The following is a 23,282-nucleotide window of genomic DNA, read 5'->3' on the forward strand; positions in this document are numbered from 1 at the left end:
CGTAAAGGATGGCGCTGCAAAGATTCCAGCACCCGCAGAGGTGCCCCCCAACCAATGCCTACAACCCGTGAGTGTGCTATGGAACCCGGAAACGCCCAGCTGTCGATGACGGTATTGATGACCCCTGACATGGCCAACTTCTCAGGCAATGTCCACGGCGGCACCCTGCTCAAGTACCTCGACGAAGTGGCCTACGCCTGCGCGAGCCGTTATGCCGGTCGCTATGTGGTCACGTTGTCGGTCGACCAGGTGATTTTTCGCGAGCCGATCCATGTCGGCGAATTGGTGACCTTCCTCGCATCGGTCAACTACACCGGCAACACGTCGATGGAAGTGGGCATCAAGGTGGTCACCGAGAACATCCGCGAACGCTCGGTGCGCCATACCAACAGCTGCTTCTTCACCATGGTGGCCGTGGACGACCAGCGCAAACCCGCCGCCGTGCCGCCACTGCAGCCCCACAACAGCGAAGACAAGCGCCGGTTCGTGCAGGCCCAGCAGCGTCGGCAGATTCGCCAGGAGCTGGAGAAGCGCTACCAGGAGATCAAGGCAGACGCCTAGTAAGCGCGAGCGCGCCCACGCCTACAGGTGCCAGCACTTGTCGTAGTGGGCACAGACATCAAAGCGCTGGTCCAACTGGCTCATGCGCTCCATGTGATGGTTGAGCACCTCGATCATCACTGACGTGCGTGTATTGGTGTAGTACGTGGTCATCATCTTGTCGTTGGCCTTGACCCGCTCGCGCGTGCCGAGGTCCGTCGGGTTCAGCCACTGTTGCAGCACCGCGTCCTCGATAAGCGTGAGCCGGAAGCGATAAACCTCCTTGTAGAACCCCAGCGTGCGTGTCTGCTGGGCTGCAGCCTCTTCATTCAACAGTGCGTAGTTCTGGCGATATTGAGCCCAGTAATCCTGCGGCAACGTAAACGATCCCATCGCCACCTTGCGCTTGGCAATCTGCTCCTCAAGGGCTTTGGCGGTCGTCGGTGCTTCGGCCGGGGTATCAGGGTTCATCATTTTGAACAGCTGCACGTTGGTGTCGACGATGGTGTTGATCAACGCTGTGCGCTGGGCGGTTTCGGGCAGCTGCCTGGGGAACATCGGCGTGCTGCCGGCGCATGCCAGCAACGGGGTTTCGAACATTGGCAGTGGCGTACGCGCGTCTTTGCCATTGAACCGTGACAGGCGCCGGAACGTGGTAATGCAGTTGCTCCCGTCGACGTCGAAGGCCACTTCATATTCCTTGCCGGCTTCGGGCGTGAAATTGAACGCCTTGGCGCATACGTAGGAGCCGCCGTTGGTATTGAGTCGCACGAAAAGCGGCTGGCCGGCGGGCAACTTCACTTCCAGCAGGCCACGGGTTTTCGCTGGCGGCGGCACGCTCATGTCGGCGCGGCGGCGGGTATCGGCCATCATGAAGTTGTTGAGCATGCCAGTGGTACGGCCTGCGCAGTGCTGCGCATCGAAGAGGTCGAGCGTGGAATTCTGTGTGTTGGAGATAAAGCGCAGCTTCGCCGCATCAGGTTCGGTGGCGTCCGGGTAGCTGCCGTTGACACTGCAGGCACTGAGCAGCGAGGCCAGGCTCAGCGCGGAGAAAACCCTAAGGGATGGCGACATGGATCTTCCTTGAAAAGCACAGGGGGACAAGAAGCGCCCGATAGTACCGGACGCTCTTGGCCTGACTCAATCCGGCGGAGGCCTACAACCCGATGGGCGTGGCCTCGAAGCGTACACGCGGATGGGCGATGCGGTCCTGGGCGCGCACCAGTTCCAGTTCGTAACTGGCACAGGCCTGGGTTTCGAGCAGCACTTCATGCACTGCCGCCGCCGTGAATTCGAAGGCCGCCAACAGGCTGTCGCCGAGCAGCACACGCGCCAGGAACAGCCCGGAGGTCAGATCGCCGACGCCCACCGGCTGGCGCGGAAACGCCAGCAGCGGCCGGCGCAGGTGCCAGCTGCCATCAGCGGTCACCAGCAGCATCTCGAAGCCATCCGGCAACTTGCCGGGGTAATCCAGGTGCTTGACCAGTACCGCCTTCGGCCCGCGCGCCAGCAACGCCTTGGCCATGGCCAGGCAATCGAACAGTGATTGCGGCTTGCGACCGGCAAAACTGTCCAGTTCCAGCTGGTTGGGGCACAGGAAGTCGGCCATCGCCGCCGCTTCTTCCAGCAGGAAATCGCTGACTTCCTGCGGCACGATGCAGCCCTTTTCCGGATGCCCCATCACCGGGTCGCACAGGTACAGGGCCTTGGGGTTGATGGCCTTGATGCGCGCCACACCGGTGAGGATCGCGCGCCCCTGGTCCGCACTGCCGAGGTAACCGGACAATACCGCGTCGCAGTTGCCCAGCTCGCCGATCGCGGCAATGCCTTCCACCAGCGCCGGAATCTGCTGCGGCGCCAACACTTCTCCCGCCCATTGGCCATACTGGGTGTGGTTGGAGAACTGCACGGTGTTCAGCGGCCAGACATTCACCCCGACCCGCTGCATGGGGAACACGGCAGCGCTGTTTCCGGCGTGGCCAAAGACCACATGAGACTGGATCGCAAGCAGATGAGGTGTGCGTTTCATGCGGGAGATTTCCGTAAAGCCATTGAAATTCTGGCCGCGCAGTATGCGACTAAACGCAGCCTGTACGACAGACCGGCGACACAGTTAAGCTGCTCTCACTTTGTTGGAGTTCTTTGCATGCTGACCCTGGGAAACATCTTCGTGTTGATGCTGCTGGCGACCGCTGCCGCCTGGGTGTGGCACAACCACGGCCTGCGCGAGCGGGCGCTGGAACGGGTCAAGCAACATTGCGCCAAGCTCGATATCGAGCTGCTCGACGGTGCGGTGGCGCTCAAGCGCATCGGTTTTGTGAAGGATGCCAGTGGTCGGCGACGCCTGGCGCGCATCTACAATTTCGAATTCACCGTGACCGGCGAGACCCGCCATCCGGGGACGATCACCCAGTTCGGCGCCCACAGCGCGCAGATCGAACTGGCGCCCTACCCGTTCGAGATCAAGACGCCATTGCCCAGTGCCAATGTGATCGAGCTGAGCCAATGGCGCGAGGACCACGCGGCCAAGAATCGTCACTGACGGCAGGCCGCGAGCGCCATCTGCAACGCGGCCACGTCCTGTGGTGCGCTGAAAATCAATTCGATCCGCGAGTCGCGGCGCCATTCACTGGGTTGCCAGGCAAGCGAAGCGTTATACACGGCGTTGGCGGAAATCCAGCCTTCGGCGCTGTGGATAACCAGCTTGGCGCGGCGCCATTCCAGGCTTTCCAGCCATCCGGATACACGTACGGCATCGAATTGCTGACTCGGGTGCCAGCGCCAGCCAATACTCCAACCGCCTTCCTGGGCCTGGCTCAAGCAAATCGGCAGCGTGGGATCGTTCCAGATCGCCGGCAGTTGCGCGAGCCCCTCGGGCACGGCGAAGTTATCCACCGCGGCGGCGGCCTGTGCGCTTAATCCGGGTAGCTGCTGCAGTGGCAACTGGGCCTGGCGGGTCCAGTAGACCGGGCAATCCGGCAACTGCCGTTCGACAGCCTGGCGCTGCACGGCATCCAGCGTCTCATCCTTGTTCAATACCAATAGCCCGGCACTGGCCAGCGTTTCCTGCTGCGCCGGTGGCAACGGTTTACCCGCCGCCAGGGCTTGGGCATCGAGTACCAGCACACAGGGCTGAACCGCCAGCACGTTCTGCCACGGCGCCTGGCGCAATTGCTTGAGCAACTGCGCCGGGTGCCCCAGGCCTGAGGGCTCGATAAACAGCCGATCCGGCTTGGCCTTACGCAGCAGACGGCCCAGGCCTACCTGGAACGGTGCACCATTCACACAGCACAAGCAGCCACCGGCGACTTCGCCCAAGGCAATGCCGTCGTCATCCTGGGTCAGCAGCGCAGCGTCCAGGCCGATCTGCCCGAACTCGTTGATCAATACCGCCCAACGCTCGTTGGCCGGGCGTTGCGCGAGCAGGTGCCTGATCAGGCTGGTCTTGCCGGCGCCCAAGGGCCCGGCAATCACGTGGGTGGGAATGTTCTGCAGCATGAGACGCTTCATTCAGACCGTGTAGAACGCTAGATCCTACGCGGTTATGCCAGCCAATCCAGCGTCAGGATCAAGCGGCGTTCATCCATCTTCAGGGCGGGCGAGCGATGGATCAGGCCATGACCTTCATTGCCATGCCATTTCGTGCCCTTGAGCAAGGCCACCTCGCCGCAGTGAATCTGCTCGATTCGCTCAGTAGGCTCGGCCTCCGGTCGGCTCAGCAGGCGACGGTCCATCACACCTTCGCGCAACCATTGGCTGCCGATCCCGGCATAGGTGGTGATCAGCCGCACCGGCACATGGTCCACGTGAAAGCGCGGACACATGGCCTTGTCCAACAGGCGCAGGCGCACACCGATTCGCTTGGCACCCAGCAGGCAGGCAAAGGCGCTGACCAGCCACGCCACATCAGCGATAAAGCCTTCATAGCCTTCAAGATCGCGACAACTGGACGCCAGGCCCTGCAAGTTCGGCGCGGCGTCTTCGCGGCTCAACTCCACGACCAGCGAATCGGCCAACGGCTCATTGAGCGCCACCAGCAACGCGCCGAACTCGGCAATGTGCAGCGGCAACTGGCGCTGCCACAGCGCCAGGTTGACGCCGTCTTCGAGGATGTCGGACAGCGCCAGCGGGGTTTCGCCGCGGGTCTGGCGGATCACCGGGCGCAGGGGAATAACCGGGGCCAGCATCAGGCAGCCGCCTCGTCATACCAAGGGCCAAAGGGATCGTCCAGCAAGCGCCAACCGTCGACGCCCAAGGCCATTTCTTCGTCGGTGAGCAAGCAGGCATCGAGCTCGGCACGCAGGCGCGCGAAGTCGATGTTCTGCCCGATAAACACCAGTTCCTGACGGCAATCGCCAGTGCTCAATTGCCAGTTACCCATGATCGCCGCGACGCTCTCTTCGTCCTGGGGCCACTGGCTTTTTGGCACGAAGCGCCACCAGCGACCGGCAAAGCCGTGCCGCATCAGGCCGCCGGCCTGGGACCAGCTGCCCGCGTCCTGGTGCTTGCTGGCCAGCCAGAAGAAGCCTTTGGAGCGTAGCAGTTTGCCGTTGACCCATGGGCGGTCGATAAAGTCGAAAAAGCGCTGCGGATGCAACGGACGGCGCGCGCGATAGGCGGTGGAGGCGATACCGTACTCTTCGGTTTCCGGCACATGCTCACCGCGCAGTTCCTGCAGCCACCCCGGGGCCTGCGCGGCACGTTCGAAGTCGAACCGGCCGGTATTGAGGATCTTGTGCAGCGGCACTTCACCCATGACCATCGGGATGATTTCCGCCTGGGCGTTCAGGCGCTCGAGAATCGCCATCAGCTCCTCGCGCTCACGGCTGCTGATCAGGTCGATCTTGCTGATCAGGATCACGTCGGCGAATTCGATCTGCTCGATCAGCAGGTCGGTGATCGAGCGCTCGTCTTCCTCGCCAAGGGTTTCGCCGCGTGAAGCCAGGCTTTCGGCGGCCTGGTAGTCGAGCAGGAAATTCATGCCATCAACCACGGTGACCATGGTGTCCAGGCGCGCGATGTCGGCCAGGCTTTGCTCGTTTTCGTCGCGGAAGGTAAACGTTTCGGCCACGGGCAACGGTTCGGAAATGCCGGTGGATTCGATCAGCAGGTAATCGAAGCGACCTTCCTTGGCGAGTTTTCCGACCTCCTCCAGCAAGTCTTCGCGCAAGGTGCAGCAGATGCAGCCGTTGCTCATCTCCACCAGTTTTTCTTCGGACCGGTTGAGGGTGACGTCGCGCTGCACCTCGCTGCCGTCGATATTGATTTCGCTCATGTCATTGACGATCACCGCCACGCGCAGGTTGTCGCGGTTGCGCAGGACGTAGTTGAGCAGCGTGCTTTTACCGGCGCCGAGAAAACCGGACAACACGGTAACGGGGAGACGATTGGGCATCAGGTATTCCTCATCAGGGTGGCCGGTCAAATCGCCCGTTTATGGCGTTCGCGCAGCTCTTCACGTTCTTTGGCTTCGATACACAGCGTGGCGGTAGGACGCAGCAGCAGGCGTTGCAGGCCGATGGGCTCGCCCGTTTCGCGACACCAGCCGTATTCGCCACGGGCCAGCACTTCGAGGGCGTCGTCGATCTTGTCCAGGAGCTTTTTTTCCCGCTCCAGCAGGCGCAGTTGCCACTGGCGCTGCTCTTCGGCGCTGCCCACATCGGCGGGATCACTGTTGGTTTCCTGCTCGCGCAGCTGCTGGAACTCGGCGTCGATACGCACTTGCAGTTCATTGCGCTGGGCCAGCAACAGCGCACGGAAGAAGCCTTGCTGGGCTTCATTCATGTAGTCGGCGTGTGGCTGGGCCAGGAGGTCTTGTTCAGTCATGGGGGGCGGTTCACGGGTCAGGCTGTGGTTTAATGTTATAGTATAACAATACAAATAAGCCAATCCCCCTTGCTCGTCACGACGAAGGGCGCAATGCTGGAACCCTCCCTGCCCCGAGAAGCCCTATGAAATATCTGTGGTGCGCCCTGTTATTGGCAGCGGCAGGCTCGGCCTGCGCGCAGACACCGAGCCTGCTGGCCAACTGCACGCGCAGCGCCAACCTGCTGGCGTGTGTCGACCCGCTGGGCAATGCCTACAGCGTGGCAACGGTCGGCAGCACCACCTACCTGCGCGGCTTCGAGGTGATCGGCAAACGCTATTGGGCACAGACCAACAGCCGCTATGGGCAGCTGACGTTCTTTACCGGATTGGCCTCGGACGGTGAGGCGTGGGTCGGCTACACACGGCGCGTGGGCTGGACCACCCTCAACCGGTTCTCCAGTTCGGGTGGCGCCAGCGCCAAGTTCACCTGCAGCCGGATAACCGGCTGCTAGGCCTGGGCATCCTTCTGTTCCTGCACCCAGGCCATGTAGCTGTTCATCGGCGGGTTCTTCTGGAAGTACTTCTTCAAACCTTCGAACAGGCCATCGGCAACCGCCTGTTGATGACGCGCGGTGACCAGTCGCGCACTGTCCCGCGCATTCGAGATGAACCCGGTTTCCACCAGGATCGACGGCACGTCCGGTGACTTGAGCACCGCGAAGCCGGCCTGCTCTACGCGTTTCTGATGCAACGAGGTGATGCCTTCCAGGCTGCCCAGGATCGAGTTGCCCAGTTGCAGGCTGGAAGCGATGGTGGCGTTCATCGACATGTCCAGGATCACCCCGGCCAGCATCGGGTCCTTGTCCTTGAGGTTCAGCAGGCTGGTGGCGCCGAGCAGGTCGGCGCCGTTTTCACGTTGCGCCATGAAGCGCGCGGTCGCGGACGTGGCGCCGCCTTCGGACAGGGCATACACCGAAGCGCCCGACGCGGTAATCCGCGGTGCGGCATCCGCGTGCACCGAGATGAACATGTCGGCGTTGTGCTTGTGGGCAATTTCCACGCGCTTGCGCAGCGGCACGAAAAAGTCGTCATTGCGCACCAGCTTCACATCGAAGCCCTTCTCGCGCTTCAGGCGCTTGGCCAACAGTTGGGCGATGGACAGCACCACGTCTTTTTCACGCTGGCCTTTGGAGCCGACGGCGCCGGGGTCCTTGCCGCCGTGGCCGGGGTCGACCACCACGATGATGTCGCGCTTGGGATGAGCCTTGTCCACCGGTGCCACCAACGGCGCAGGCTGCGCCGCAATCTGGCGCGGCGCATGGGTGGCGCCGGTCAGGTCCAGCACCAGCCGGTGCCCTTGGCCGTCCTGGGGCGGCAACAAAAAGCTGTTGAGCTGCATCGGCGCGGCCAGGTCGAGCACGATCCGCGTATCGCCCTTGCCGAAATGCCCGGAGCGAATCGACGTGATCCCGCTGCCCTTGAGCATCAACTGGGAGAAATCCCCACTGAGCCCCGCGCCGCTGAGGTCAATGATCAGGCGCTCGGGTGCGCTCAACGAAAAGGTTTTGTATTGCACCGGCCCGCTGAGGTCGAACACCAGCCGTAGCTTGTCGTCCGAGCGCCACAGGCGCGCATTGCGAATCTGCGTGGCCGACGCGGTGAAAGGCAAGGTGAACAGCGGGCTGGCCAGAAGCAGGTTTAGGAGCTGACGTCTGTGCATGACAAATACCGCAAATGAAGGAGCGTCCCTGCTCGACATGACTGAAAAAAGGCTGGAGCAGAAAAATCATCGTCGACTCAATAGTTATAATATAACATGTCTTTTTATTTCCAACGATGGACCTGCTCATGAATGCGCTGACTCTGCCGGATATCGCCGCGCAGGCTTCACGCCAAGCCTTGCCACTCGACTGGGTCGGCATGTGCGGTATCGCCTTGCCGATCCTCATCGACGGCCATCGCCTGGCCGCCACCGCCGATGCCGGCGTCAGCCTGGACGATGGCGCCGCTCGTGGCATTCATATGTCACGCCTGTACCTGGCACTGGAAATGCTCGAGCAGCAGCCCCTTACGCCGGCACTTCTGCGTAATGTACTGCAGCGTTTTCTCGACAGTCATGAAGGTTTATCTAAGAACGCCTACCTGCGGATCCACACCGATTTGCTGCTCAAACGCCCGGCGTTGGTCAGCCCGCTGGCTGGCTGGAAAAGCTATCCGGTGAGCATCGAAGCGCGTCTGCAAAACCAGATGTTCCACGTGGAACTAAAAATTGACGTTACTTATTCCTCAACTTGCCCTTGCTCGGCTGCCCTCGCCAGGCAATTGATTCAGCAGCAATTTGTTGAAGATTTCGGCAACACGCCTTTGCAACATGAAGACGTCCTCACCTGGCTGGGCAGCATCAACGGCATTGTTGCTACGCCTCACAGTCAGCGCAGCAGTGCGCAGTTATTGATCGAGCTGGACGGCCAACAGCCCGACCTGCCCATCACCGCGCTGATCGACGACGTCGAGGCGGCCCTCGGCACCGCCGTACAAACCGCTGTAAAACGCGCGGACGAACAAGCCTTCGCCCTGGCCAACGGGCAGAACCTGATGTTCTGCGAAGACGCTGCCCGCCGCCTGAACCTCGCCTTGAAGCGCTCGGATGCCATCAACGCCTTCCACCTGAAAGTGATCCACGCCGAAAGCCTGCACGCGCACGATGCCGTGGCTGAAAGCCGCTGGACGAGACCCTCTGCATGATCACCTGCACCGCTTTGCGCTGGGGCGCCCCCGGCCAACCGCTGACGCCGGCGGTGGATTTCACCCTGGAAAAAGGCAGCCTCACCGGCATCATCGGCGCCAACGGCACCGGCAAGAGCAGCTTGCTCAAAGTCATCGCAGGCCTGCAGAAACCGCTCGCCGGTAAAGTCACCGTGGATGTTCCACGCCGCGGCGGCCTGTCGTTTCTGCCTCAGCAACAGCACCTCGACCGCCAGTTCCCCATCAGCCTGCAAGAGTTGGTTGCCGCCGGTTTCTGGGGCACCCGACTCACGCCGCCGCAACGCAGCGAACGCCTGCAAGCAGTACTCGAAGACTGGTGCCTCAGCGGCCTTGAACATCGCCCGTTGATGGCCTTGTCCGGCGGCGAACTGCAACGCGCCCTGCTCGCCCGCATGAGCCTGGCCGAAGCGCCAGTGTTGCTGCTCGACGAACCCCACGCCGCCCTCGACGAAGAAGGCCAGGCGCTGTGCTGGAAACATGTGCACGCCTGGCACGATGAAGGCCGCACCGTGGTGATCGTTTGTCACGACCTCGCGTCCGTGCGCCACCACACCCAGCAAGTGGTGCAGATCAAGAGCACCGGCTGCGTGTTCGGGGCCAGTAAAGAGCTGATCCGCCCGCAACCGCACATGCAGGTGGCTTGATGCACTTCGCCGCCCACCTGTGGATGCCCTTCCTCGACTTCGTGTTCATGCGTCGCGCCTTGATCGGCGGCCTGGTACTGGCTTGCAGCACCGCGCCGCTGGGGGTGTTTCTGATCCTGCGGCGCATGAGCCTGATCGGTGACGCCGTCGCCCACGGCATCCTGCCCGGCGCCGCGCTGGGCTTCTGGTTCGCTGGCCTGAGCCTGCCCGCGCTGACCATCGGCGGCCTCGGCGCAGGCCTGGGCATGGCCGGCCTGTCGGCGTGGATCACCCGCCGCACCGGCCTACGCGAAGACGCCAGCCTCGCCGCCATCTACCCGATCTCGCTCGCTGCCGGGGTGCTGATCCTGGGTATCGCCGGCAAGCGCCTGGACCTTTTGCACCTGCTGTTCGGTTCCGCCCTGGCGGTGGATGAAACCACCCTGACCGGCATGCTCTGGGTCTCCGGTTTCAGCCTGCTCGCCATGGCGCTGATCTACAAACCGCTGCTGCTGGACACCCTCGACCCGCTGTTCCTGCAAACCGTCAGCCGCCTCGGCCCACTCGCCCACGGGTTGTTCCTGACCCTGGTGGTACTGAACCTGGTGATCGGCTTCCAGGCTATCGGCGCGTTGATGGTGGTGGGTTTGATGATGTTGCCGGCCATCGCTTCACGTTTCTGGAGCCGGCGCCTGCCGGTGCTGATCGCGGTATCGGCGGTGCTGGGATGCCTGTCGGTGTGGTTTGGCTTGCTGCTGTCGTTCTACTACTCGCTGCCCAGCGGCCCGGCGATCGTGCTGGTGGCTGGCGTCGGGTATTTGCTGTCCGTGGTCTTCGGTCCGGTGCACGGCTTGCTGCGCCGCCCGCCCTTGCTGTCATCCCAATGAGGTGTTTCCCGATGCGCGCTCTACTCGTGCTGTTCAGTCTGGTGCTGTCGTTATCGACGGCCCAGGCCGCTGACAAACTCCAGGTGGTTACCAGTTTCAGTATTCTCGATGACATCACCCACCAGATCGGTGGCGATCACATCCAGATCAGCAACATGGTCGGCCCGGATTCCGACGCCCACACCTACGAGCCCACCCCGGACGACGCCAAGGCGCTGCTCAAGGCCAGGCTGATCATCAAGAACGGCCTGGGCTTCGAACCCTGGCTGGACCGCCTGGTGACCAGCACCGAAACCAAGGCCACCGTGGTCACCGCCAGCAAGGGCGTGATTTCCCACACCATGGAAGAAGACGGCGAAACCATCCCCGACCCGCACGCCTGGCACAACCTGGCCAACGCCGAAATCTACGTGAACAACATCACCAAGGCCTTGGTCGCCGCCGACCCGGCCAACAAGGCCGACTACCTGCGCAACAGCCAGGCCTACCTGAAAGAAATCTACCGCCTGCTGGCCGAAGCCAAGACCAAGTTCGGCGCGCTGCCGCCGGGCAACCGTCGCATCGTCACCTCCCATGACGCCTTCGGTTACCTGGGCCAGGCCTATGGCATCGAGTTCCTCGCGCCCCAAGGCTTGTCCACCGAGCGTGAACCGTCGGCTGCCGAAGTCGCTGCGCTGATCACCCAGATCCGCAAAGACAAGGTCAAGGCGGTGTTCATGGAAAACATCAAGGACTCGCGCCTGCTCAAGCAGATCGCTGACGAAAGCGGCGCGCAGATCGGCGGCACGCTGTACTCCGATGCCCTGGCCGCCGAAGGCCCGGCCAGCACCTTCACCGGGCTGTTCGAATACAACCTCAACACCCTGTGCGCCGCCCTGGGCAAGCCATGACCGTGAGCATGCTCGAACTGGAAGAGGCTGCCCTCGGCAGCCGCTTTCCACTCGACCCGGTGCTCGATGCCTTGGCGTGGAACAGCGATGGGCTGATCGCCGCCATTGCCCAGCAACACGGCAGCGGCGAGGTATTGATGCTGGCCTGGATGAACCGCCAGGCCCTCACCGAAACCCTGGCCACCGGGCAGGTCTGCTACTGGTCGCGCTCGCGTCGGCAGCTATGGCGCAAAGGCGAGTCGTCCGGCCACTGGCAGCAACTGGTGGAAGCGCGGCTCGATTGCGACGGCGACGCAGTGCTGCTGATCGTCGACCAGCAAGGCCCGGCCTGCCACACCGGGCGCCCAACCTGTTTCTACAACGCCATCGACGGTCATTACGTTCACATCATTACGGAGCCCGCTGCATGATCCGCAAGAACCCTTCCGGCGATCTGCCGGTGATCGCCGAATCGGCCTACGTCGACAAGACCGCGATCATCTGCGGCAAGGTCATCATCGGTGAGAACGTGTTCGTCGGCCCCTACGCCGTGATCCGCGCCGACGAAGTCGACGCCAGCGGCGCGATGGACCCGATCACCATCGGTGCCAACTCGAACATCCAGGACGGCGTGGTCATCCACTCGAAGTCCGGCGCGGCGGTGACCATCGGCGAGTTCACCTCGATTGCACACCGCTCCATCGTCCATGGCCCCTGCTCCGTCGGCGACCGTGTGTTCATCGGCTTCAACAGCGTGCTGTTCAATTGCGCCGTGGGCGACGGCTGCGTAGTGCGCCACAACTCGGTGGTCGACGGCCGCGACTTGCCCGCCGCGTTTTACGTGCCCTCCACCACGCGCATCGGGCCCAACACCGACCTGTCGCAATTCCCGCCGGTCAGCATCAGCGCCTCGGAGTTTTCCGAAGACGTGGCGCGTACCAACGTCGACCTGGTGCGCGGCTATAAAGCCTTGCAAAACGAGTTCTGAACCATGAGCCGCCTGCTGATCCGCAACGCCCGCCTGGTGAATGAGGGCCAGGAATTCGACGCCGACGTGCTGCTTGCCAACGGCCGCATCGAGAAGATCGCCGCCAGCATCGAGGGCTGCAATGCGCCGGTGGCCATTGACGCCCAAGGCCAGTGGCTGCTGCCGGGCATGATCGATGACCAAGTGCATTTCCGCGAGCCTGGCGCACCGGACAAAGGCAGTTTCTACAGCGAGTCCCGGGCGGCCGTGGCCGGTGGCATCACCAGTTTCATGGACATGCCCAACACCAACCCGGCCACGCTGACCCTGGAAGCCCTGGCCGATAAAAAGCGCCGCGCGGCCCTGCACTCGGTGGCCAACTACGGCTTTCACTTCGGCGTGAGCAACGACAACCTCGACACCATTGCCGCGCTCGATCCGCGCGAAGTGGCCGGGGTCAAAGTGTTCATGGGCGCCTCCACCGGCAACATGCTGGTAGACGACCCGAAGGTTCTGGAGCGACTGTTTGCCGAGGTGCCCACCCTGCTCCTCGCCCACTGCGAACACACGCCGAGCATCCAGGCCAATGAACAGCGCCTGCGCGAGCGCTTCGGGGACAAGATCCCGGCGGTTGCCCATCCGCTGATCCGCGATGCCGAGGCGTGTTATCGCTCGTCTTCCTTTGCCGTGGAGTTGGCCAGGCGCTTGGGGACGCGCTTGCACGTACTGCACCTGACCAGCGCCCGAGAGTTGGAGCTGTTTGAAGACCTGCCCCTGGCGCAAAAGCGCATCACGGCGGAAGTCTGTGTGCACCACCTGCTGTTCGATGACCGCGACTATCACCGCCTTGGCCACCAGATCAAATGCAACCCGGCGATCAAGACTCGCGCCGACCGCGACGCCCTGCGCCGGGCCTTGTTGAGTGATCGCCTGGATGTGATTGGCACTGACCATGCGCCGCATACCTGGGCGCAAAAGCAGCTGGGGTACCGGGACGCGCCAGCGGGTCTGCCGCTGGTGCAGCACGCGCTGCCGGCGCTGCTGGAATTGGTCGCCGACGGGCTGCTGCCGTTGACCACCCTGGTGGCGAAAACCAGCCACCGCGTTGCCGACTTGTTCGCCATCCCGGATCGGGGTTATTTACGTGAAGGGTATTGGGCCGACCTGGTGCTGATCAAACCCGAGCCTGCAGGCAAGCCGGTCAGCGACGAGCCGATCCTGGCCCGTTGCGGCTGGACGCCGTTTGCAGAGCGGCGCTTTCGCCACAGCGTCAGCACCACGTTGGTGTCCGGCCACCTGGCCTGGCACAAAGGCCAGGTGGTCGACAGCTGCCAGGGCTTGCCGCTGCATTTCCTGCGTTAAGCGCGGGGCTTGACCGTACCGCAATCGTTGCCGAGCCACTGCGCATGACTGTCCAGGCTGCCCTTCTGCTGGATGCCGGTGGCATTGAAGGTACCGTTGACGGTGGTGGTGAATTCTTTCTGGCTCTGGAAGGTTGCGACGCCAGTGCCCTGGGCTTTCGGGCAGCTGAAGCGGAATTTCCACTGGTTGCCGGTCTTGTCGGTCACTTCCTGTTTGCAGCCCGATTGCGGGTCGGTCAGCGGGATCGAGTCAGAGGCGACTTGCGCCGGCGTGAGGCACACCTGCACGCCTTTGCCGGCCATGGTGATGCCTTGTTTTTCCAGCATCGCACGTTGTTCGGGGGTCATCTGTTGCTTGAGCTGACCGAGGATCAACGACAGGTCCGGCAGGTCCTGGTTATCGACTTTCATGTTGCTGGTGGTCAATTCCCACAAGCCCGGCGCCAGCATCTGCGCCTGCGCCGCCACGGGCAGCGACACACCAATAACCATGGCCAAACCAAGCAGACGAGCATTCATCGGGTAACTCCTGGGCAATTGTGGGCGTTAGACGCCGCAAAAGTGCCAGTGTTGCACGGCAAATAAAATAGCGACATTCGCAGCCGTTCATGGTCTGTTAGGCACTGGATTGTCTGGAGTCATGTCGTCCATGGATTTTTTTGGCCCGCACCTGCTCGCCTACTTCATCGCCACGCTGCACTTTCTCGGGACCCTCGCCGCGATCCACGCGGTGCTGACCGTCAGGACCGCCCAAGGCTCGATCGCCTGGGCCTTGTCGCTGATGTTCATGCCCTACCTGACGCTGATTCCCTACCTGATTTTCGGCCGTAGCACCTTCGACGCCTACATCCAGGCGCGGCGCCAGGCCAACCAGGAAATGCACACCGCGATCACCGAGCTGAACTGGCGCCCGTGGGTCGAGGAAGCCCTGGCCGCGCGCAACTCCAGCGCCTACGCCTCGCTGCGCGCCATGCCCAAGTTGGGCCGTATGCCGTGCCTGGCGAACAACGAGGTGCGCCTGCTGATCAATGGCGAGGCTACCTTCAGCGCGATCTTCGACGCCATCCGCCGCGCCAAGACGGCCGTGCTGTTCCAGTTCTTCATCATTCACGACGATGAACTGGGCCGCCAACTGCGCACCTTGCTGACAGCCAAGGCCGCCGAAGGCGTGGATATTCACGTGCTCTACGACCGCATCGGCAGCCACGCCCTGCCCCATCACTATGTGCAATCGCTGCGCGACGCCGGCGTCAAGGTCAAGGCCTTCGCCACCCGCAGCGGCTGGCTCAATCGCTTCCAGGTCAACTTCCGCAACCACCGCAAGATCGTCGTGGTGGATGGCGTCACCGGATTTGTCGGCGGGCATAACGTCGGCGATGAATACCTCGGCAAAAAGCCGCCGCTGGCGCCGTGGCGCGATACCCATGTGCAGGTCACCGGGCCGGTGGTCGCGTGCCTGCAGGAGTCGTTTGCCGAAGACTGGTTCTGGGCCGCACGCGAGTTGCCGCCACTGATCCTGCCGGACGCCTACCCTGAAGACGGTGTGCTCTGCCAATTGCTCGCCAGCGGTCCGGCCGACCCGTATGAAACCTGCTCGCTGTTTTTCGTCGAGGCCATCCATGCGGCGACCGAGCGCGTGTGGATCACCAGCCCGTATTTCATCCCCGACGAAGCCGTGTTTGCCGCGCTGCGCCTGGCGGTGCTGCGTGGGGTGGATGTGCGCCTGCTGCTGCCGTCGCGCCCCGACCACCGCATCGTCTACGCAGCGTCCAGCCTGTATGCGATCGAAGCGGTACGCGCCGGGGTTCGTGTATTCCGCTACACGCCGGGCTTTTTGCATCAGAAGGTGGTGTTGGTCGACAGCGAGATCAGCGCCATCGGCAGTGCGAACATGGACAACCGCTCGTTCCGGTTGAATTTCGAAGTGATGTTGCTCACGGTCGACGAAGCCTTCGCCCAGCAAGTGGAACAGATGCTGCTCGACGACTTCGCCCTGGCCCATGAAGTCAGCCAGGAAGAAAGCCGCGAAACCCGCCGCCTGCAACAACTGGGCATGCGGGTGGCGCGGCTTATTTCGCCGATTCTCTAGCGATCAATACGCGATCCATATGGGAGCGGGCTTGCCCGCGAAGGCGTTGCATCAGTACTCGATGAGTCACTGATAAAGCGCTTTCGCGAGCAAGCCCGCTCCCACATCTAGATCACCGCAGCTGTCATGATTGTGTTTCAGCGGTAGATATCTTCCCGCGTCCACGGCAGTTCATGGCTGCCATCGGCGTGCGGCTTGACCGCGAGGATCTGGTGCAGGTTGATCCAGCCGCGTGCAAACGCATAGGCGCAACCGGCCAGGTACAGCCGCCAGATACGCAGCGCCTGGTCCGGCACCATCTTCGCCGCCGCTTCCAGGTTGTCTTCCAACCGCTCGCTCCAGTGGTCCAGGGTGCGCGCGTAATGCAGGCGCAGGCTTTCGACATCGACCACTTCCAGCCCGACCTCACTGATTTCGGCGGTCATCATCGCCAGGTGCGGCAGCTCGCCGTTGGGGAAGACGTAACGTTCGATAAAATCACCGGCGCCACGGCCCACAGGTCGACCGTCGGTGTGCTTGGCGGTAATGCCGTGGTTCATCACCAGGCCGCCTTCGCGTACCGCGCCGTACAGGGTCTTGCAGTATTCCGCCAGGTTGGCATGGCCGACGTGTTCAAACATCCCCACGCTGACCACTTTGTCGAAACGGCCGTCCTGGGGCAGGTCGCGGTAATCCAGGAGTTGCAGGTCGACCTGGTCTTCCAGCCCCTCGGCCTTGACCCGTTCCCGGGCCAGCGCCAACTGCTCCTTGCTCAGGGTAATGCCAAATACTTTGACGCCGAACTCCCGCGCGGCATACCGCGCCAACCCGCCCCAACCGCAGCCGACGTCGAGCAGATACTCGCCCGGCTGCAGGCGCAGCTTGCGGCACAGATGGCGAAATTTGTCTTGTTGGGCCTGGTCGATGGACTCGCTGCCGGTTTCGAAATAACCGCAGGAATACGCCATGTCCTGGTCCAGCCACAGCTGGTAGAACTCGTTGGACAGGTCGTAGTGGTAGGAAATCGCCGCTGCGTCAGTGGCCTTGTCGTGGATCGAGCGCACCGGACGACTCCCCTCGTCGTCATCGATCAGGGCGTGACTCAATTCATCACACACCCGGATCACTTCGCTGATGGAGCCTTCCAGCTCCAGTTTGCCCTCGACAAAGGCTGCGCCCAATGAATCGAGCGTGGGATGGGTGAGCTTGGAGACGACCGTGGGGTCCTTCACCACGATGGTCACACTGGGATCGGGGCCCAGGTTGAATTCATGGCCATCCCAGAGTCGAAGACGCAGCGGTAGCTGAAGATTCTGTAAGGCCGGTGGAAGTTGCGCGAGCATGAGTAGTCCCCCCTTGTTTCAGACGTCTGGTGTGAGGGTAGACCATCCGAAGACAAAGTAGGAGGCTATCGATTTGATAGCGTTCTTCTATGGGGCTCGGCGCTCGAGCAAACCGTCCTGGATCCACTGTTTAAGCCACGTGACCGCTTGCAATGGGGCTCCCTCTGCATAAGTGACCTGCAGCTGCTCGCACAGTTCTGAAAAATTCCAGCCGGTGGTCACCATACCGGCCAGCGCGCAGGCTTCTGCCGGCTCCAGGCTGCGGTAATGGCACACATTCTGATGACGCCACACCAGGCAGATGTGCGCCAATGCCAACGCCTGGCTGGGCGGGAAGGCGGACTCCTCCTTGCTGGCCCGCCAGAGCGCCAGCGTATTGAAGTGGCAGAGCAACTGCTGCACCGAGGGCGCCAGACTGACCTGCAGCGCCGGCCAGGCTTCAGGCGGCAACGATGCCATGTCGTCCAGGGTCAGCGGCTGCCCTGATGGCGCATCGAATGCGAGGGTGAAGGCCCATTCCAAGCGCGCCAGCTCGGCCAGCGGCGCACTCTGTTCGGCCACCAGGTGTTCGAGGATAAACCCCGGGAACCGCTCGCCCAGCCAACGCAAACTGTAATGGGCCGACGGATAACGCCGCACGTAGGCCTCGGTCAGCGCGGCGAACTCATCGTCCCCAAGCCAATATCGGATGGCGCCGAAGTCATGCCGCAACACGTCCTGCAGTCGTGACAGGTAGGCGTTGTGATAAATCGCCAGGCCCGTGTCCACGTCCAGCGTCGGCCCACCCAGCAAAGTGGCGGCAAAGCTGCTGTTGGCCAGCGGGGCTTCAGATAACACATGCTGTTCAAACGCCAGCTGCCAATCAGTCAGGCGCATAACGATCTCCGGGCCAGGGCGCTAGCACCCAACGCGCGAGCCTTGTCCAACTCGGTGAGCAACACGTCGAACGGCGGGAAATGATCATCGCGCTCCAACAGCGTCGAGACCGGCCCCAGGTGCTCCAACGTCTGCTGGTACAGCGCCCACACCGGATCACATACCGGTTGGTCATGGGTATCGACGACATAATCGCCGTAGTCCATATGCCCCGCCAGGTGCAGTTGGCGAATGCTCGCAGGCGGCAGGTTGCGGATGAAGGTCCAGGCGTCGAACCCGTGGTTGCGCGAGCTGACGTAGACGTTATTGACGTCCAGCAGCAATTGGCACCCCGACAAGTGCGTCAGCGCATTGAGGAATTCCCACTCGGTAAATTCATCGGCCTTCGAGCGCACATAGCTGGAGACGTTTTCCAGCACCAGCGGGCGCTGCAGAACATCCTGCACCTGCCGCACGCGGGCGGCCACGTGGTAAAGGCTTTCTTCGGTGTAGGGCAACGGCAGCAGGTCGTGCAACTGGTGCGCGCTGCCGCGGCTCCAGCACAGATGGTCGGAAATCCACGCCGGCTGGATGCGTTCGGCGAGGGCGTGGAGCTGCTTCAGGTAATCGGTATCAAGGGCATGCGGCCCGCCGATGGACAGGGACACGCCGTGCATCACCAGCGGATAACGCTCGGCGATTGCGTCCAGGTAGTACAGGGCTTTGCCGCCCTGTACCAGGTAATTTTCGGAGATCACTTCGAACCAATCCACCGGCGGCGATTGTTCGAGGATCTGCTGGTAGTACTCGCTGCGTAAGCCCAGGCCGTAACCGAGGCTCGCAAGAGAAGTGGGCATAGGACACTCCAAGGTAAAAGTGTCCGCAGCGGTGGGAGGCAGCCGCTGCGGTTGCACTCGGTTGCCGGTTACTCGCCGACGGTGCCGCCTTTCTGGTCGCACATGGCCTTGCTCATGGAGAGGAAGCCCTGGCCTTTGCAAGAACCCTGGCCTTTGCACGCATGGTCCTTGGTTTTGCAGTCGTTCTGGCCTTTGCAGGCGTTGACGCCATAACAATGAACCGAGGCGTCTGCGGCTTGGACCTGGGTAGCAACACCGGCAAACATCGTAGCGGCGGCCATGGCGAGAGCGGCACCGGCAGCAGCGGATTTAATGTTCATTTTGTAGTCCTCATGATCGGTAGTGGAGTCGGTCTGAACGGATTGTTCAGTCTCGACACACCACTAGAGTGAGGCCCCCTGCCGGCGTTACAGCGCTACGAAAATAATTCGGAAATTATTCCTCAAGCTTCAGCAGCGGCTCCTGAAACCGCAGCAAACGCCCGGCATTGCCCAGTACCAGCAAGGTGCTGAGGTTGTGCAGCACCGCCGCAATCATGGCCCCGGCGGCGCCCAGCCAGCCGAAGGCGGCAAACACCACGATGGCCAGCGTCCAGCCCAGGCCGATGATCACGTTGACCTGCAACGTGTGCCGGCACTGGCGACTCAAGCGCACGCAGGTGCCCAGCCGGCGCAGGTCGCTGCCGATCAACACCACATCCGCCGAGGCCAGCGCGATATCCGCGCCGCCCGCGCCCATTGCCACGCCGACCACACCGGCCTTGAGCGCCAGGGAATCGTTGATGCCGTCGCCCACCACCATGGGTCGAAAGCCGCTGTCGATCTCGCCGAGCACGCGGTTGAGCTTGTCTTCCGGCAGGGCCTGGGCTTCGACATCACTGATGCCCACGTCCAGCGCCAGGCTGTCGGCCACACTTTGGCGGTCGCCGGTCAGCAGCAGTTGGCGGCCCAGGCCGAGGTCGCGCAGTTCCTGCAGCGCCTGGCGGGCTTCGGGCTTGACGCTGTCGGCGAGCAACAGCCAGGCGACGAATTGCCCCTTCAGCGCCAGCCCGGCAATCGGGCCGTCGTGGTCAGGAACAGGCGTCGCGACGATACCCAATTGCTCGAACAACTCCGGACGCCCCAGCGCCGCCTCGCCCTGTTCGGTCTGTGCCACCACGCCCAGGCCCTGGCGCTCGCGGATATCGCTGAGCGCCAGCCGTTGCTCCGGCGTCGCCAGCCCCGCCAACGCGCGGCTGACCTGGTGGCTGCTGGCCGAGCCGAGGCTGGCCGCCAGGTTGAGCAGCGCCTGGCGATCCGTCGATGCGCTCTCGATGGACTGCAAGCGCAAGGTGCCAAAGGTCAGGGTGCCGGTCTTGTCGACCACCAGCGAGGTCAGGTCCGCCAACTCTTCGAGGAAGGCCGAGCTGCGAATCAGAATCCCATGCCGTGCCGCCACGGCAATTCCGGCAATCGCCGTGGCCGGGGCCGACAACACCAACGCACACGGGCACGCCGCCACCAGCACAGCCAACATCGCCTGGGCGTCATTGGTCACAAACCAGGTCACCGCCGCCAGCAACAGCACCAGCACCATGTAGCTGCCGGCGTAACGCTCCAGCAGCCGCGTGATCGGTGGCTTGGAACGCTCGGCGTTCTGCATCAGCGCAATCACCTTGCCCAGCGTCGACTCATTGCCGGTGCGGGTCACTTGCAAACGCAACAGGCCGTCGAGGTTGATCGCGCCACCAAACACTTGGACGCCGACATGGGCCTCCAGCGGCACCGACTCACCAGTGATCGGCGCCGTGTCCAGGCTGGCCTGGCCCGACAGCACTACGCCATCGGCCGGCACGCGGTCACCGGCGCGCACTTCAACGATATCGCCGGGGTTCAGCGTGCCGTTATCCACCTCATGGATGCTGCCATCGGCGTGCACCCGACGGGCATGGCTGCGCGTCAGTTTACCCAGGGCGTGGATCGCCTCCTGGGAGCCGATGACACTGCGCTCCTCCAGCACATGCCCGAAAATCATGATGATCGGCAGCAGTGCGGCGGTCAGCAGGTCACCGGTGGCCCACGCCCCCATCATCGCGAGGGCGATCAACTGGTCGGTGATGCCATGCAGGCTGGGGAAGCGCAGGCTGTACCAGGCCGAACGCATTACCGGCACAGCGACCAGCAAGGACGCCGCGCCGAGCAGCAATTGACTGACGCCACTCTGGTCCGGCGCCAGCCAGCGCCAGACCAGGCCCAGCACCAGCAAACCCAGGGCGAGCATCGCTAGGGTCAATTGCCGGGCGGCGCTGCGCTGCTCGGCGGAGGTCAACATGGGTGCACTCATTGTTCGGCTCCCTGGATGATCAAGCGGGAGTCGTCTTTAGGATCGACGGTGGTCACAGCGCCGGCCTGGCCGAGAATCTTCGGCAGCCGCTCGCGGTACAAACGCAGCAGCAAGCCGGGGTCTTTCACCTGGGCCAGGCTCGCGACGGTAGCAGTCTGCGCCTGCGCATTGGCCAGGCGTTCGCTGGCCTGGGCATGGGCAACCGGCACCAGGCGGTCGGCCTCTTGATTGGCGGTCTGGGTGAGTTTTTCCGCGTCGGTACGCGCATTGGCCACGGCTTTGTCGGCCTGCTGGCTGGCGGTGAGCACGGCGTTGAAAGCATTTACCGCCGGGCCCGGCAGGCTTGATTGCACGTCGACGCGGGTGACCTGGATGCCCAATCCCAGGCCAGTGGACGTCAACTCCGCGAGGCGCTTGTTGATGCCTTGCACCAGGTCTCCACGCAGCCTTTCGCGCCGTTGCGCGGCGCCGTTGTCAGTGCCGATCAGTTCCGGGCGCGCCACCAGGATCGTGTCCAAGTCACGCGCGGCGGTCAGGGCCACCGCGCTGCGGGTCACCAGGCGGTCCAGCGCCGGCAGCACATGCTCGCCCTGCAACACAAACGCATAGGGCTCGGTGACTTTGTAGAACACCCGCACATCCAGCTGCACCACGCCGGCATCGCCGGTCAGCAGGTAGCCGGAGCCGGCCAGTGCGTCGCTCAACGGGGTGGCGAAACTGGCCACGCGGTCGGCCTGGATCGCAGCGTCGGAACGCAGCAGGTTCTCCACGCGCCGCTCGATCACGCGATCCGCCGCCGGCAACAGCACCACTTGCTCGAACGGCTGCGGCCAGGCCAGCAACAAGCCGGCATTCTGGATGCGATCCAGCGCGCCGAAGTGCAACACCACGGCTCGGTTCTGCGGGTCGATCTGCCGCACATTGGAAAACGCCCAGGCCAATGCCGCCAAAACCGTCACCGCGTACAGCGCCAGAAAGGTCAGGCGCCCAGCCTGGATCCACGGGCTGTCCGGGCTGCCACGCTCGATCATGGCTGGACGTCCTTCGGCCCGTCCACCAATGCACGGAACGGCGCCGCGTCGGTGCGCAGGATGATCCTGGTACCCGGCGTCACGACGGTGCCCAAGGTATCCAGCGAGCGCAGCAAGTTGTACAGCTGCGGGTTGCCGGCGTAGGCACGCCCATAGATCTGCGCTGCTTCGACGCGCGACTGTGCTTCGATGTCAGCCGCTTTCACCGTGGCATCGGCCTGCACGATGCGCGCATCACGCTCGGCGGCGGAACGGATCTGCGCCGCTTCACGCTTGCCCACGGCGGTGCGTTCGGTCGCGATGGTTTCGCGTTCGGCACGCATGCGGTCGACCGTCGCGGTGAGGGTGACCGACGGCAACGTCAGCCGCTCGATGCCGACCTGGGCCACGCGCACGCCATAAGTAGTGAGCAATTGTTGATCAATCTGCTGGCGCAACTGAGCCTCGAAATCGGCAATGCGCACCTGGCTGGCATCCGTATTGATCAGGCTCGACAAGTCAAAACTGGCGGCCGTGGTCTCCAGCGCCGAGCCGACAAAGGTGCGAATCTGCCGCGCTGCTTCATCCGGCTGGTTCTGCACCGCGCGCATGAAGCGCTGCACATTGTCGGCATCGCCCTGCACCTGCCACGCCACATAGGCCTGCACGATGATGCGCAGGCCGTCGCGGGTGCCTACATCCTGCAAGCCACTGGACGTGGTGCGCAGGCGCAGGTCCACCGGGATCGCCGCTTCGAACGGCGCCGGCCAGCGCCAGCCCAGGCCCGGCTCCAGCAATACCCGCGACGGGTTGCCGAAGCGGGTAATCACCGTGGCTTCACCGGAACGCACCTGCACCAGGCTCGCCGCCGCTACGGCAAACAGCACCAGCAGCACCGCCCAGGCCATGCGCCGCCAGGGGAACGGGCCTGCCGCGTGTTCATCACCATGATGAGCGTGGTGATGATGGCCATGATGATGATCGTGAGAATGAGCGCTCAACAGAC

The 23,282-nt window shown here is 63.1% G+C and carries 26 protein-coding genes; 11 read left to right on the top strand and 15 right to left on the bottom strand.

Translation table 11 applies throughout. From position 1 onward, the window contains the following. The first annotated feature begins 78 nt into the window (after window positions 1-78). Entirely contained in the window at window positions 79-561 is a 483-nt protein-coding gene (locus JFU04_RS29255) for an acyl-CoA thioesterase (RefSeq protein WP_065902603.1), read from the top strand. Window positions 562-582: 21 nt separating this feature from the next. Here JFU04_RS29255 and JFU04_RS29260 read toward each other — a convergent pair whose 3' ends face one another. Both JFU04_RS29260 and pdxY read right to left on the bottom strand, forming a co-directional pair. Further along, window positions 583-1,614, bottom strand: coding sequence for a hypothetical protein (locus JFU04_RS29260; RefSeq protein WP_201146189.1), 1,032 nt, complete (start codon window positions 1,612-1,614; stop codon window positions 583-585). 82 nt (window positions 1,615-1,696) lie between these two features. After that, window positions 1,697-2,569: a pyridoxal kinase PdxY gene (gene pdxY, locus JFU04_RS29265; RefSeq protein WP_106802254.1), complete on the bottom strand. Its 873-nt coding sequence runs from the start codon at window positions 2,567-2,569 to the stop codon at window positions 1,697-1,699. Between the two features lie 117 nt (window positions 2,570-2,686). Between pdxY and JFU04_RS29270 the strand changes: the two genes are divergently transcribed. Further along, window positions 2,687-3,082 (top strand): DUF3301 domain-containing protein, encoded by a 396-nt coding sequence (locus JFU04_RS29270; protein WP_065902609.1) that lies wholly within the window; start codon window positions 2,687-2,689, stop codon window positions 3,080-3,082. Here JFU04_RS29270 and JFU04_RS29275 read toward each other — a convergent pair. From JFU04_RS29275 to dksA, 4 genes are read right to left on the bottom strand one after another with little or no spacing between them, the layout of a single operon-like run. Continuing rightward, window positions 3,076-4,038, bottom strand: coding sequence for a CobW family GTP-binding protein (locus JFU04_RS29275; RefSeq protein ID WP_201146190.1), 963 nt, complete (start codon window positions 4,036-4,038; stop codon window positions 3,076-3,078). The two genes, JFU04_RS29270 and JFU04_RS29275, sit on opposite strands and share 7 nt — an antisense overlap. Before the next feature lie 44 nt (window positions 4,039-4,082). Further along, window positions 4,083-4,727 carry a DUF1826 domain-containing protein gene (locus JFU04_RS29280; protein ID WP_106802251.1) on the bottom strand — a complete coding sequence of 215 codons (645 nt, stop codon included), beginning with the start codon at window positions 4,725-4,727 and terminating at the stop codon, window positions 4,083-4,085. Then, the gene (gene zigA, locus JFU04_RS29285; RefSeq protein ID WP_065902896.1) at window positions 4,727-5,935 is read right to left on the bottom strand and encodes a zinc metallochaperone GTPase ZigA; all 1,209 of its coding nucleotides are present in this window, start codon (window positions 5,933-5,935) and stop codon (window positions 4,727-4,729) included. The genes JFU04_RS29280 and zigA overlap by 1 nt, the downstream gene beginning before the upstream one ends. A 26-nt stretch (window positions 5,936-5,961) precedes the next feature. Further along, complete coding sequence (gene dksA / locus JFU04_RS29290) at window positions 5,962-6,366, bottom strand: RNA polymerase-binding protein DksA (RefSeq protein WP_201146192.1); 405 nt, start codon at window positions 6,364-6,366, stop codon at window positions 5,962-5,964. 125 nt (window positions 6,367-6,491) lie between these two features. Between dksA and JFU04_RS29295 the strand changes: the two genes are divergently transcribed. Further along, window positions 6,492-6,860 (top strand): glutamine synthetase, encoded by a 369-nt coding sequence (locus JFU04_RS29295; protein ID WP_120450577.1) that lies wholly within the window; start codon window positions 6,492-6,494, stop codon window positions 6,858-6,860. On the opposite strand, the gene JFU04_RS29300 is transcribed toward JFU04_RS29295, so the two are convergent. Then, the gene (locus JFU04_RS29300; protein WP_106802248.1) at window positions 6,857-8,068 is read right to left on the bottom strand and encodes an N-acetylmuramoyl-L-alanine amidase; all 1,212 of its coding nucleotides are present in this window, start codon (window positions 8,066-8,068) and stop codon (window positions 6,857-6,859) included. The two genes, JFU04_RS29295 and JFU04_RS29300, sit on opposite strands and share 4 nt — an antisense overlap. A gap of 128 nt (window positions 8,069-8,196) precedes the next feature. Between JFU04_RS29300 and folE2 the strand changes: the two genes are divergently transcribed. The 7 genes from folE2 to JFU04_RS29335 are packed head-to-tail and all read left to right on the top strand — an operon-like array spanning window position 8,197 to window position 13,822. Then, window positions 8,197-9,093, top strand: a complete 897-nt coding sequence (folE2, locus tag JFU04_RS29305) for a GTP cyclohydrolase FolE2 (RefSeq protein WP_201146194.1) — start codon at window positions 8,197-8,199, stop codon at window positions 9,091-9,093. Next, window positions 9,090-9,758, top strand: a complete 669-nt coding sequence (locus tag JFU04_RS29310; RefSeq protein WP_106802246.1) for a metal ABC transporter ATP-binding protein — start codon at window positions 9,090-9,092, stop codon at window positions 9,756-9,758. The genes folE2 and JFU04_RS29310 overlap by 4 nt, the downstream gene beginning before the upstream one ends. Then, window positions 9,758-10,624, top strand: coding sequence for a metal ABC transporter permease (locus JFU04_RS29315; RefSeq protein ID WP_065902624.1), 867 nt, complete (start codon window positions 9,758-9,760; stop codon window positions 10,622-10,624). Before JFU04_RS29310 ends, JFU04_RS29315 begins: the two co-directional genes overlap by 1 nt. Window positions 10,625-10,635: 11 nt before the next feature. After that, window positions 10,636-11,514, top strand: coding sequence for a metal ABC transporter substrate-binding protein (locus JFU04_RS29320; protein WP_120450584.1), 879 nt, complete (start codon window positions 10,636-10,638; stop codon window positions 11,512-11,514). Beyond that, window positions 11,511-11,924 (top strand): phosphoribosyl-AMP cyclohydrolase, encoded by a 414-nt coding sequence (hisI, locus tag JFU04_RS29325; RefSeq protein WP_065902628.1) that lies wholly within the window; start codon window positions 11,511-11,513, stop codon window positions 11,922-11,924. Before JFU04_RS29320 ends, hisI begins: the two co-directional genes overlap by 4 nt. Continuing rightward, the gene (locus JFU04_RS29330) at window positions 11,921-12,481 is read left to right on the top strand and encodes a gamma carbonic anhydrase family protein (protein WP_201146195.1); all 561 of its coding nucleotides are present in this window, start codon (window positions 11,921-11,923) and stop codon (window positions 12,479-12,481) included. Before hisI ends, JFU04_RS29330 begins: the two co-directional genes overlap by 4 nt. 3 nt (window positions 12,482-12,484) lie before the next feature. After that, a complete protein-coding gene (locus JFU04_RS29335; RefSeq protein WP_106802244.1) occupies window positions 12,485-13,822 on the top strand; it encodes a dihydroorotase in 1,338 nt (445 codons plus the stop codon). On the opposite strand, the gene JFU04_RS29340 is transcribed toward JFU04_RS29335, so the two are convergent. Further along, on the bottom strand, window positions 13,819-14,340 hold the full coding sequence (locus JFU04_RS29340; protein ID WP_065902631.1) for a DUF3617 domain-containing protein: 522 nt from the start codon (window positions 14,338-14,340) through the stop codon (window positions 13,819-13,821). The two genes, JFU04_RS29335 and JFU04_RS29340, sit on opposite strands and share 4 nt — an antisense overlap. Window positions 14,341-14,470: 130 nt before the next feature. On the opposite strand from JFU04_RS29340, the gene cls reads away from it, so the two are divergent. Continuing rightward, window positions 14,471-15,910: a cardiolipin synthase gene (gene cls / locus JFU04_RS29345; RefSeq protein ID WP_201146197.1), complete on the top strand. Its 1,440-nt coding sequence runs from the start codon at window positions 14,471-14,473 to the stop codon at window positions 15,908-15,910. Between the two features lie 137 nt (window positions 15,911-16,047). Here cls and cfaB read toward each other — a convergent pair whose 3' ends face one another. The 7 genes from cfaB to hflC all read right to left on the bottom strand — a co-directional run bounded on the left by cfaB (window position 16,048) and on the right by hflC (window position 23,280). Beyond that, entirely contained in the window at window positions 16,048-17,232 is a 1,185-nt protein-coding gene (cfaB, locus tag JFU04_RS29350) for a C17 cyclopropane fatty acid synthase CfaB (RefSeq protein WP_106805595.1), read from the bottom strand. Between the two features lie 87 nt (window positions 17,233-17,319). Continuing rightward, window positions 17,320-18,108, bottom strand: coding sequence for an HvfC/BufC N-terminal domain-containing protein (locus tag JFU04_RS29355; RefSeq protein WP_120450590.1), 789 nt, complete (start codon window positions 18,106-18,108; stop codon window positions 17,320-17,322). Further along, the gene (gene bufB / locus JFU04_RS29360; RefSeq protein ID WP_106805593.1) at window positions 18,099-18,944 is read right to left on the bottom strand and encodes an MNIO family bufferin maturase; all 846 of its coding nucleotides are present in this window, start codon (window positions 18,942-18,944) and stop codon (window positions 18,099-18,101) included. The genes JFU04_RS29355 and bufB overlap by 10 nt, the downstream gene beginning before the upstream one ends. Window positions 18,945-19,012: 68 nt before the next feature. Continuing rightward, window positions 19,013-19,264: a BufA2 family periplasmic bufferin-type metallophore gene (gene bufA2, locus JFU04_RS29365; protein WP_065902641.1), complete on the bottom strand. Its 252-nt coding sequence runs from the start codon at window positions 19,262-19,264 to the stop codon at window positions 19,013-19,015. A 115-nt stretch (window positions 19,265-19,379) separates the two neighbouring features. Then, window positions 19,380-21,266, bottom strand: coding sequence for a heavy metal translocating P-type ATPase (locus JFU04_RS29370; protein WP_201146199.1), 1,887 nt, complete (start codon window positions 21,264-21,266; stop codon window positions 19,380-19,382). Further along, window positions 21,263-22,297, bottom strand: a complete 1,035-nt coding sequence (gene hflK / locus JFU04_RS29375) for a protease modulator HflK (protein WP_201146201.1) — start codon at window positions 22,295-22,297, stop codon at window positions 21,263-21,265. Before hflK ends, JFU04_RS29370 begins: the two co-directional genes overlap by 4 nt. After that, the gene (gene hflC, locus JFU04_RS29380) at window positions 22,294-23,280 is read right to left on the bottom strand and encodes a protease modulator HflC (RefSeq protein ID WP_371920718.1); all 987 of its coding nucleotides are present in this window, start codon (window positions 23,278-23,280) and stop codon (window positions 22,294-22,296) included. The genes hflK and hflC overlap by 4 nt, the downstream gene beginning before the upstream one ends. Window positions 23,281-23,282 lie beyond the last annotated feature (2 nt).

It is taken from the genome of Pseudomonas sp. TH21 (genome assembly GCF_016651025.1).
Taxonomy (GTDB): Bacteria; Pseudomonadota; Gammaproteobacteria; order Pseudomonadales; family Pseudomonadaceae; genus Aquipseudomonas; species Aquipseudomonas aylmerensis.

Excerpts from the sequence above, each read along its gene's own strand:
- JFU04_RS29300 (WP_106802248.1), bottom strand. The coding sequence starts at position 8,068 with ATGCACAGACGTCAGCTCCTAAACCTGCTTCTGGCCAGCCCGCTGTTC.
- JFU04_RS29270 (WP_065902609.1), top strand. The coding sequence starts at position 2,687 with ATGCTGACCCTGGGAAACATCTTCGTGTTGATGCTGCTGGCGACCGCT.
- folE2 (WP_201146194.1), top strand. The coding sequence starts at position 8,197 with ATGAATGCGCTGACTCTGCCGGATATCGCCGCGCAGGCTTCACGCCAA.
- JFU04_RS29335 (WP_106802244.1), top strand. The coding sequence starts at position 12,485 with ATGAGCCGCCTGCTGATCCGCAACGCCCGCCTGGTGAATGAGGGCCAG.
- JFU04_RS29355 (WP_120450590.1), bottom strand. The coding sequence starts at position 18,108 with ATGCGCCTGACTGATTGGCAGCTGGCGTTTGAACAGCATGTGTTATCT.
- JFU04_RS29310 (WP_106802246.1), top strand. The coding sequence starts at position 9,090 with ATGATCACCTGCACCGCTTTGCGCTGGGGCGCCCCCGGCCAACCGCTG.
- JFU04_RS29315 (WP_065902624.1), top strand. The coding sequence starts at position 9,758 with ATGCACTTCGCCGCCCACCTGTGGATGCCCTTCCTCGACTTCGTGTTC.
- bufA2 (WP_065902641.1), bottom strand. The coding sequence starts at position 19,264 with ATGAACATTAAATCCGCTGCTGCCGGTGCCGCTCTCGCCATGGCCGCC.
- cls (WP_201146197.1), top strand. The coding sequence starts at position 14,471 with ATGGATTTTTTTGGCCCGCACCTGCTCGCCTACTTCATCGCCACGCTG.
- JFU04_RS29340 (WP_065902631.1), bottom strand. The coding sequence starts at position 14,340 with ATGAATGCTCGTCTGCTTGGTTTGGCCATGGTTATTGGTGTGTCGCTG.
- JFU04_RS29255 (WP_065902603.1), top strand. The coding sequence starts at position 79 with ATGGAACCCGGAAACGCCCAGCTGTCGATGACGGTATTGATGACCCCT.
- JFU04_RS29320 (WP_120450584.1), top strand. The coding sequence starts at position 10,636 with ATGCGCGCTCTACTCGTGCTGTTCAGTCTGGTGCTGTCGTTATCGACG.
- pdxY (WP_106802254.1), bottom strand. The coding sequence starts at position 2,569 with ATGAAACGCACACCTCATCTGCTTGCGATCCAGTCTCATGTGGTCTTT.
- hflK (WP_201146201.1), bottom strand. The coding sequence starts at position 22,297 with ATGATCGAGCGTGGCAGCCCGGACAGCCCGTGGATCCAGGCTGGGCGC.
- zigA (WP_065902896.1), bottom strand. The coding sequence starts at position 5,935 with ATGCCCAATCGTCTCCCCGTTACCGTGTTGTCCGGTTTTCTCGGCGCC.
- JFU04_RS29275 (WP_201146190.1), bottom strand. The coding sequence starts at position 4,038 with ATGCTGCAGAACATTCCCACCCACGTGATTGCCGGGCCCTTGGGCGCC.
- cfaB (WP_106805595.1), bottom strand. The coding sequence starts at position 17,232 with ATGCTCGCGCAACTTCCACCGGCCTTACAGAATCTTCAGCTACCGCTG.
- JFU04_RS29280 (WP_106802251.1), bottom strand. The coding sequence starts at position 4,727 with ATGCTGGCCCCGGTTATTCCCCTGCGCCCGGTGATCCGCCAGACCCGC.
- JFU04_RS29260 (WP_201146189.1), bottom strand. The coding sequence starts at position 1,614 with ATGTCGCCATCCCTTAGGGTTTTCTCCGCGCTGAGCCTGGCCTCGCTG.
- dksA (WP_201146192.1), bottom strand. The coding sequence starts at position 6,366 with ATGACTGAACAAGACCTCCTGGCCCAGCCACACGCCGACTACATGAAT.
- JFU04_RS29330 (WP_201146195.1), top strand. The coding sequence starts at position 11,921 with ATGATCCGCAAGAACCCTTCCGGCGATCTGCCGGTGATCGCCGAATCG.
- JFU04_RS29295 (WP_120450577.1), top strand. The coding sequence starts at position 6,492 with ATGAAATATCTGTGGTGCGCCCTGTTATTGGCAGCGGCAGGCTCGGCC.
- hisI (WP_065902628.1), top strand. The coding sequence starts at position 11,511 with ATGACCGTGAGCATGCTCGAACTGGAAGAGGCTGCCCTCGGCAGCCGC.
- bufB (WP_106805593.1), bottom strand. The coding sequence starts at position 18,944 with ATGCCCACTTCTCTTGCGAGCCTCGGTTACGGCCTGGGCTTACGCAGC.
- JFU04_RS29370 (WP_201146199.1), bottom strand. The coding sequence starts at position 21,266 with ATGAGTGCACCCATGTTGACCTCCGCCGAGCAGCGCAGCGCCGCCCGG.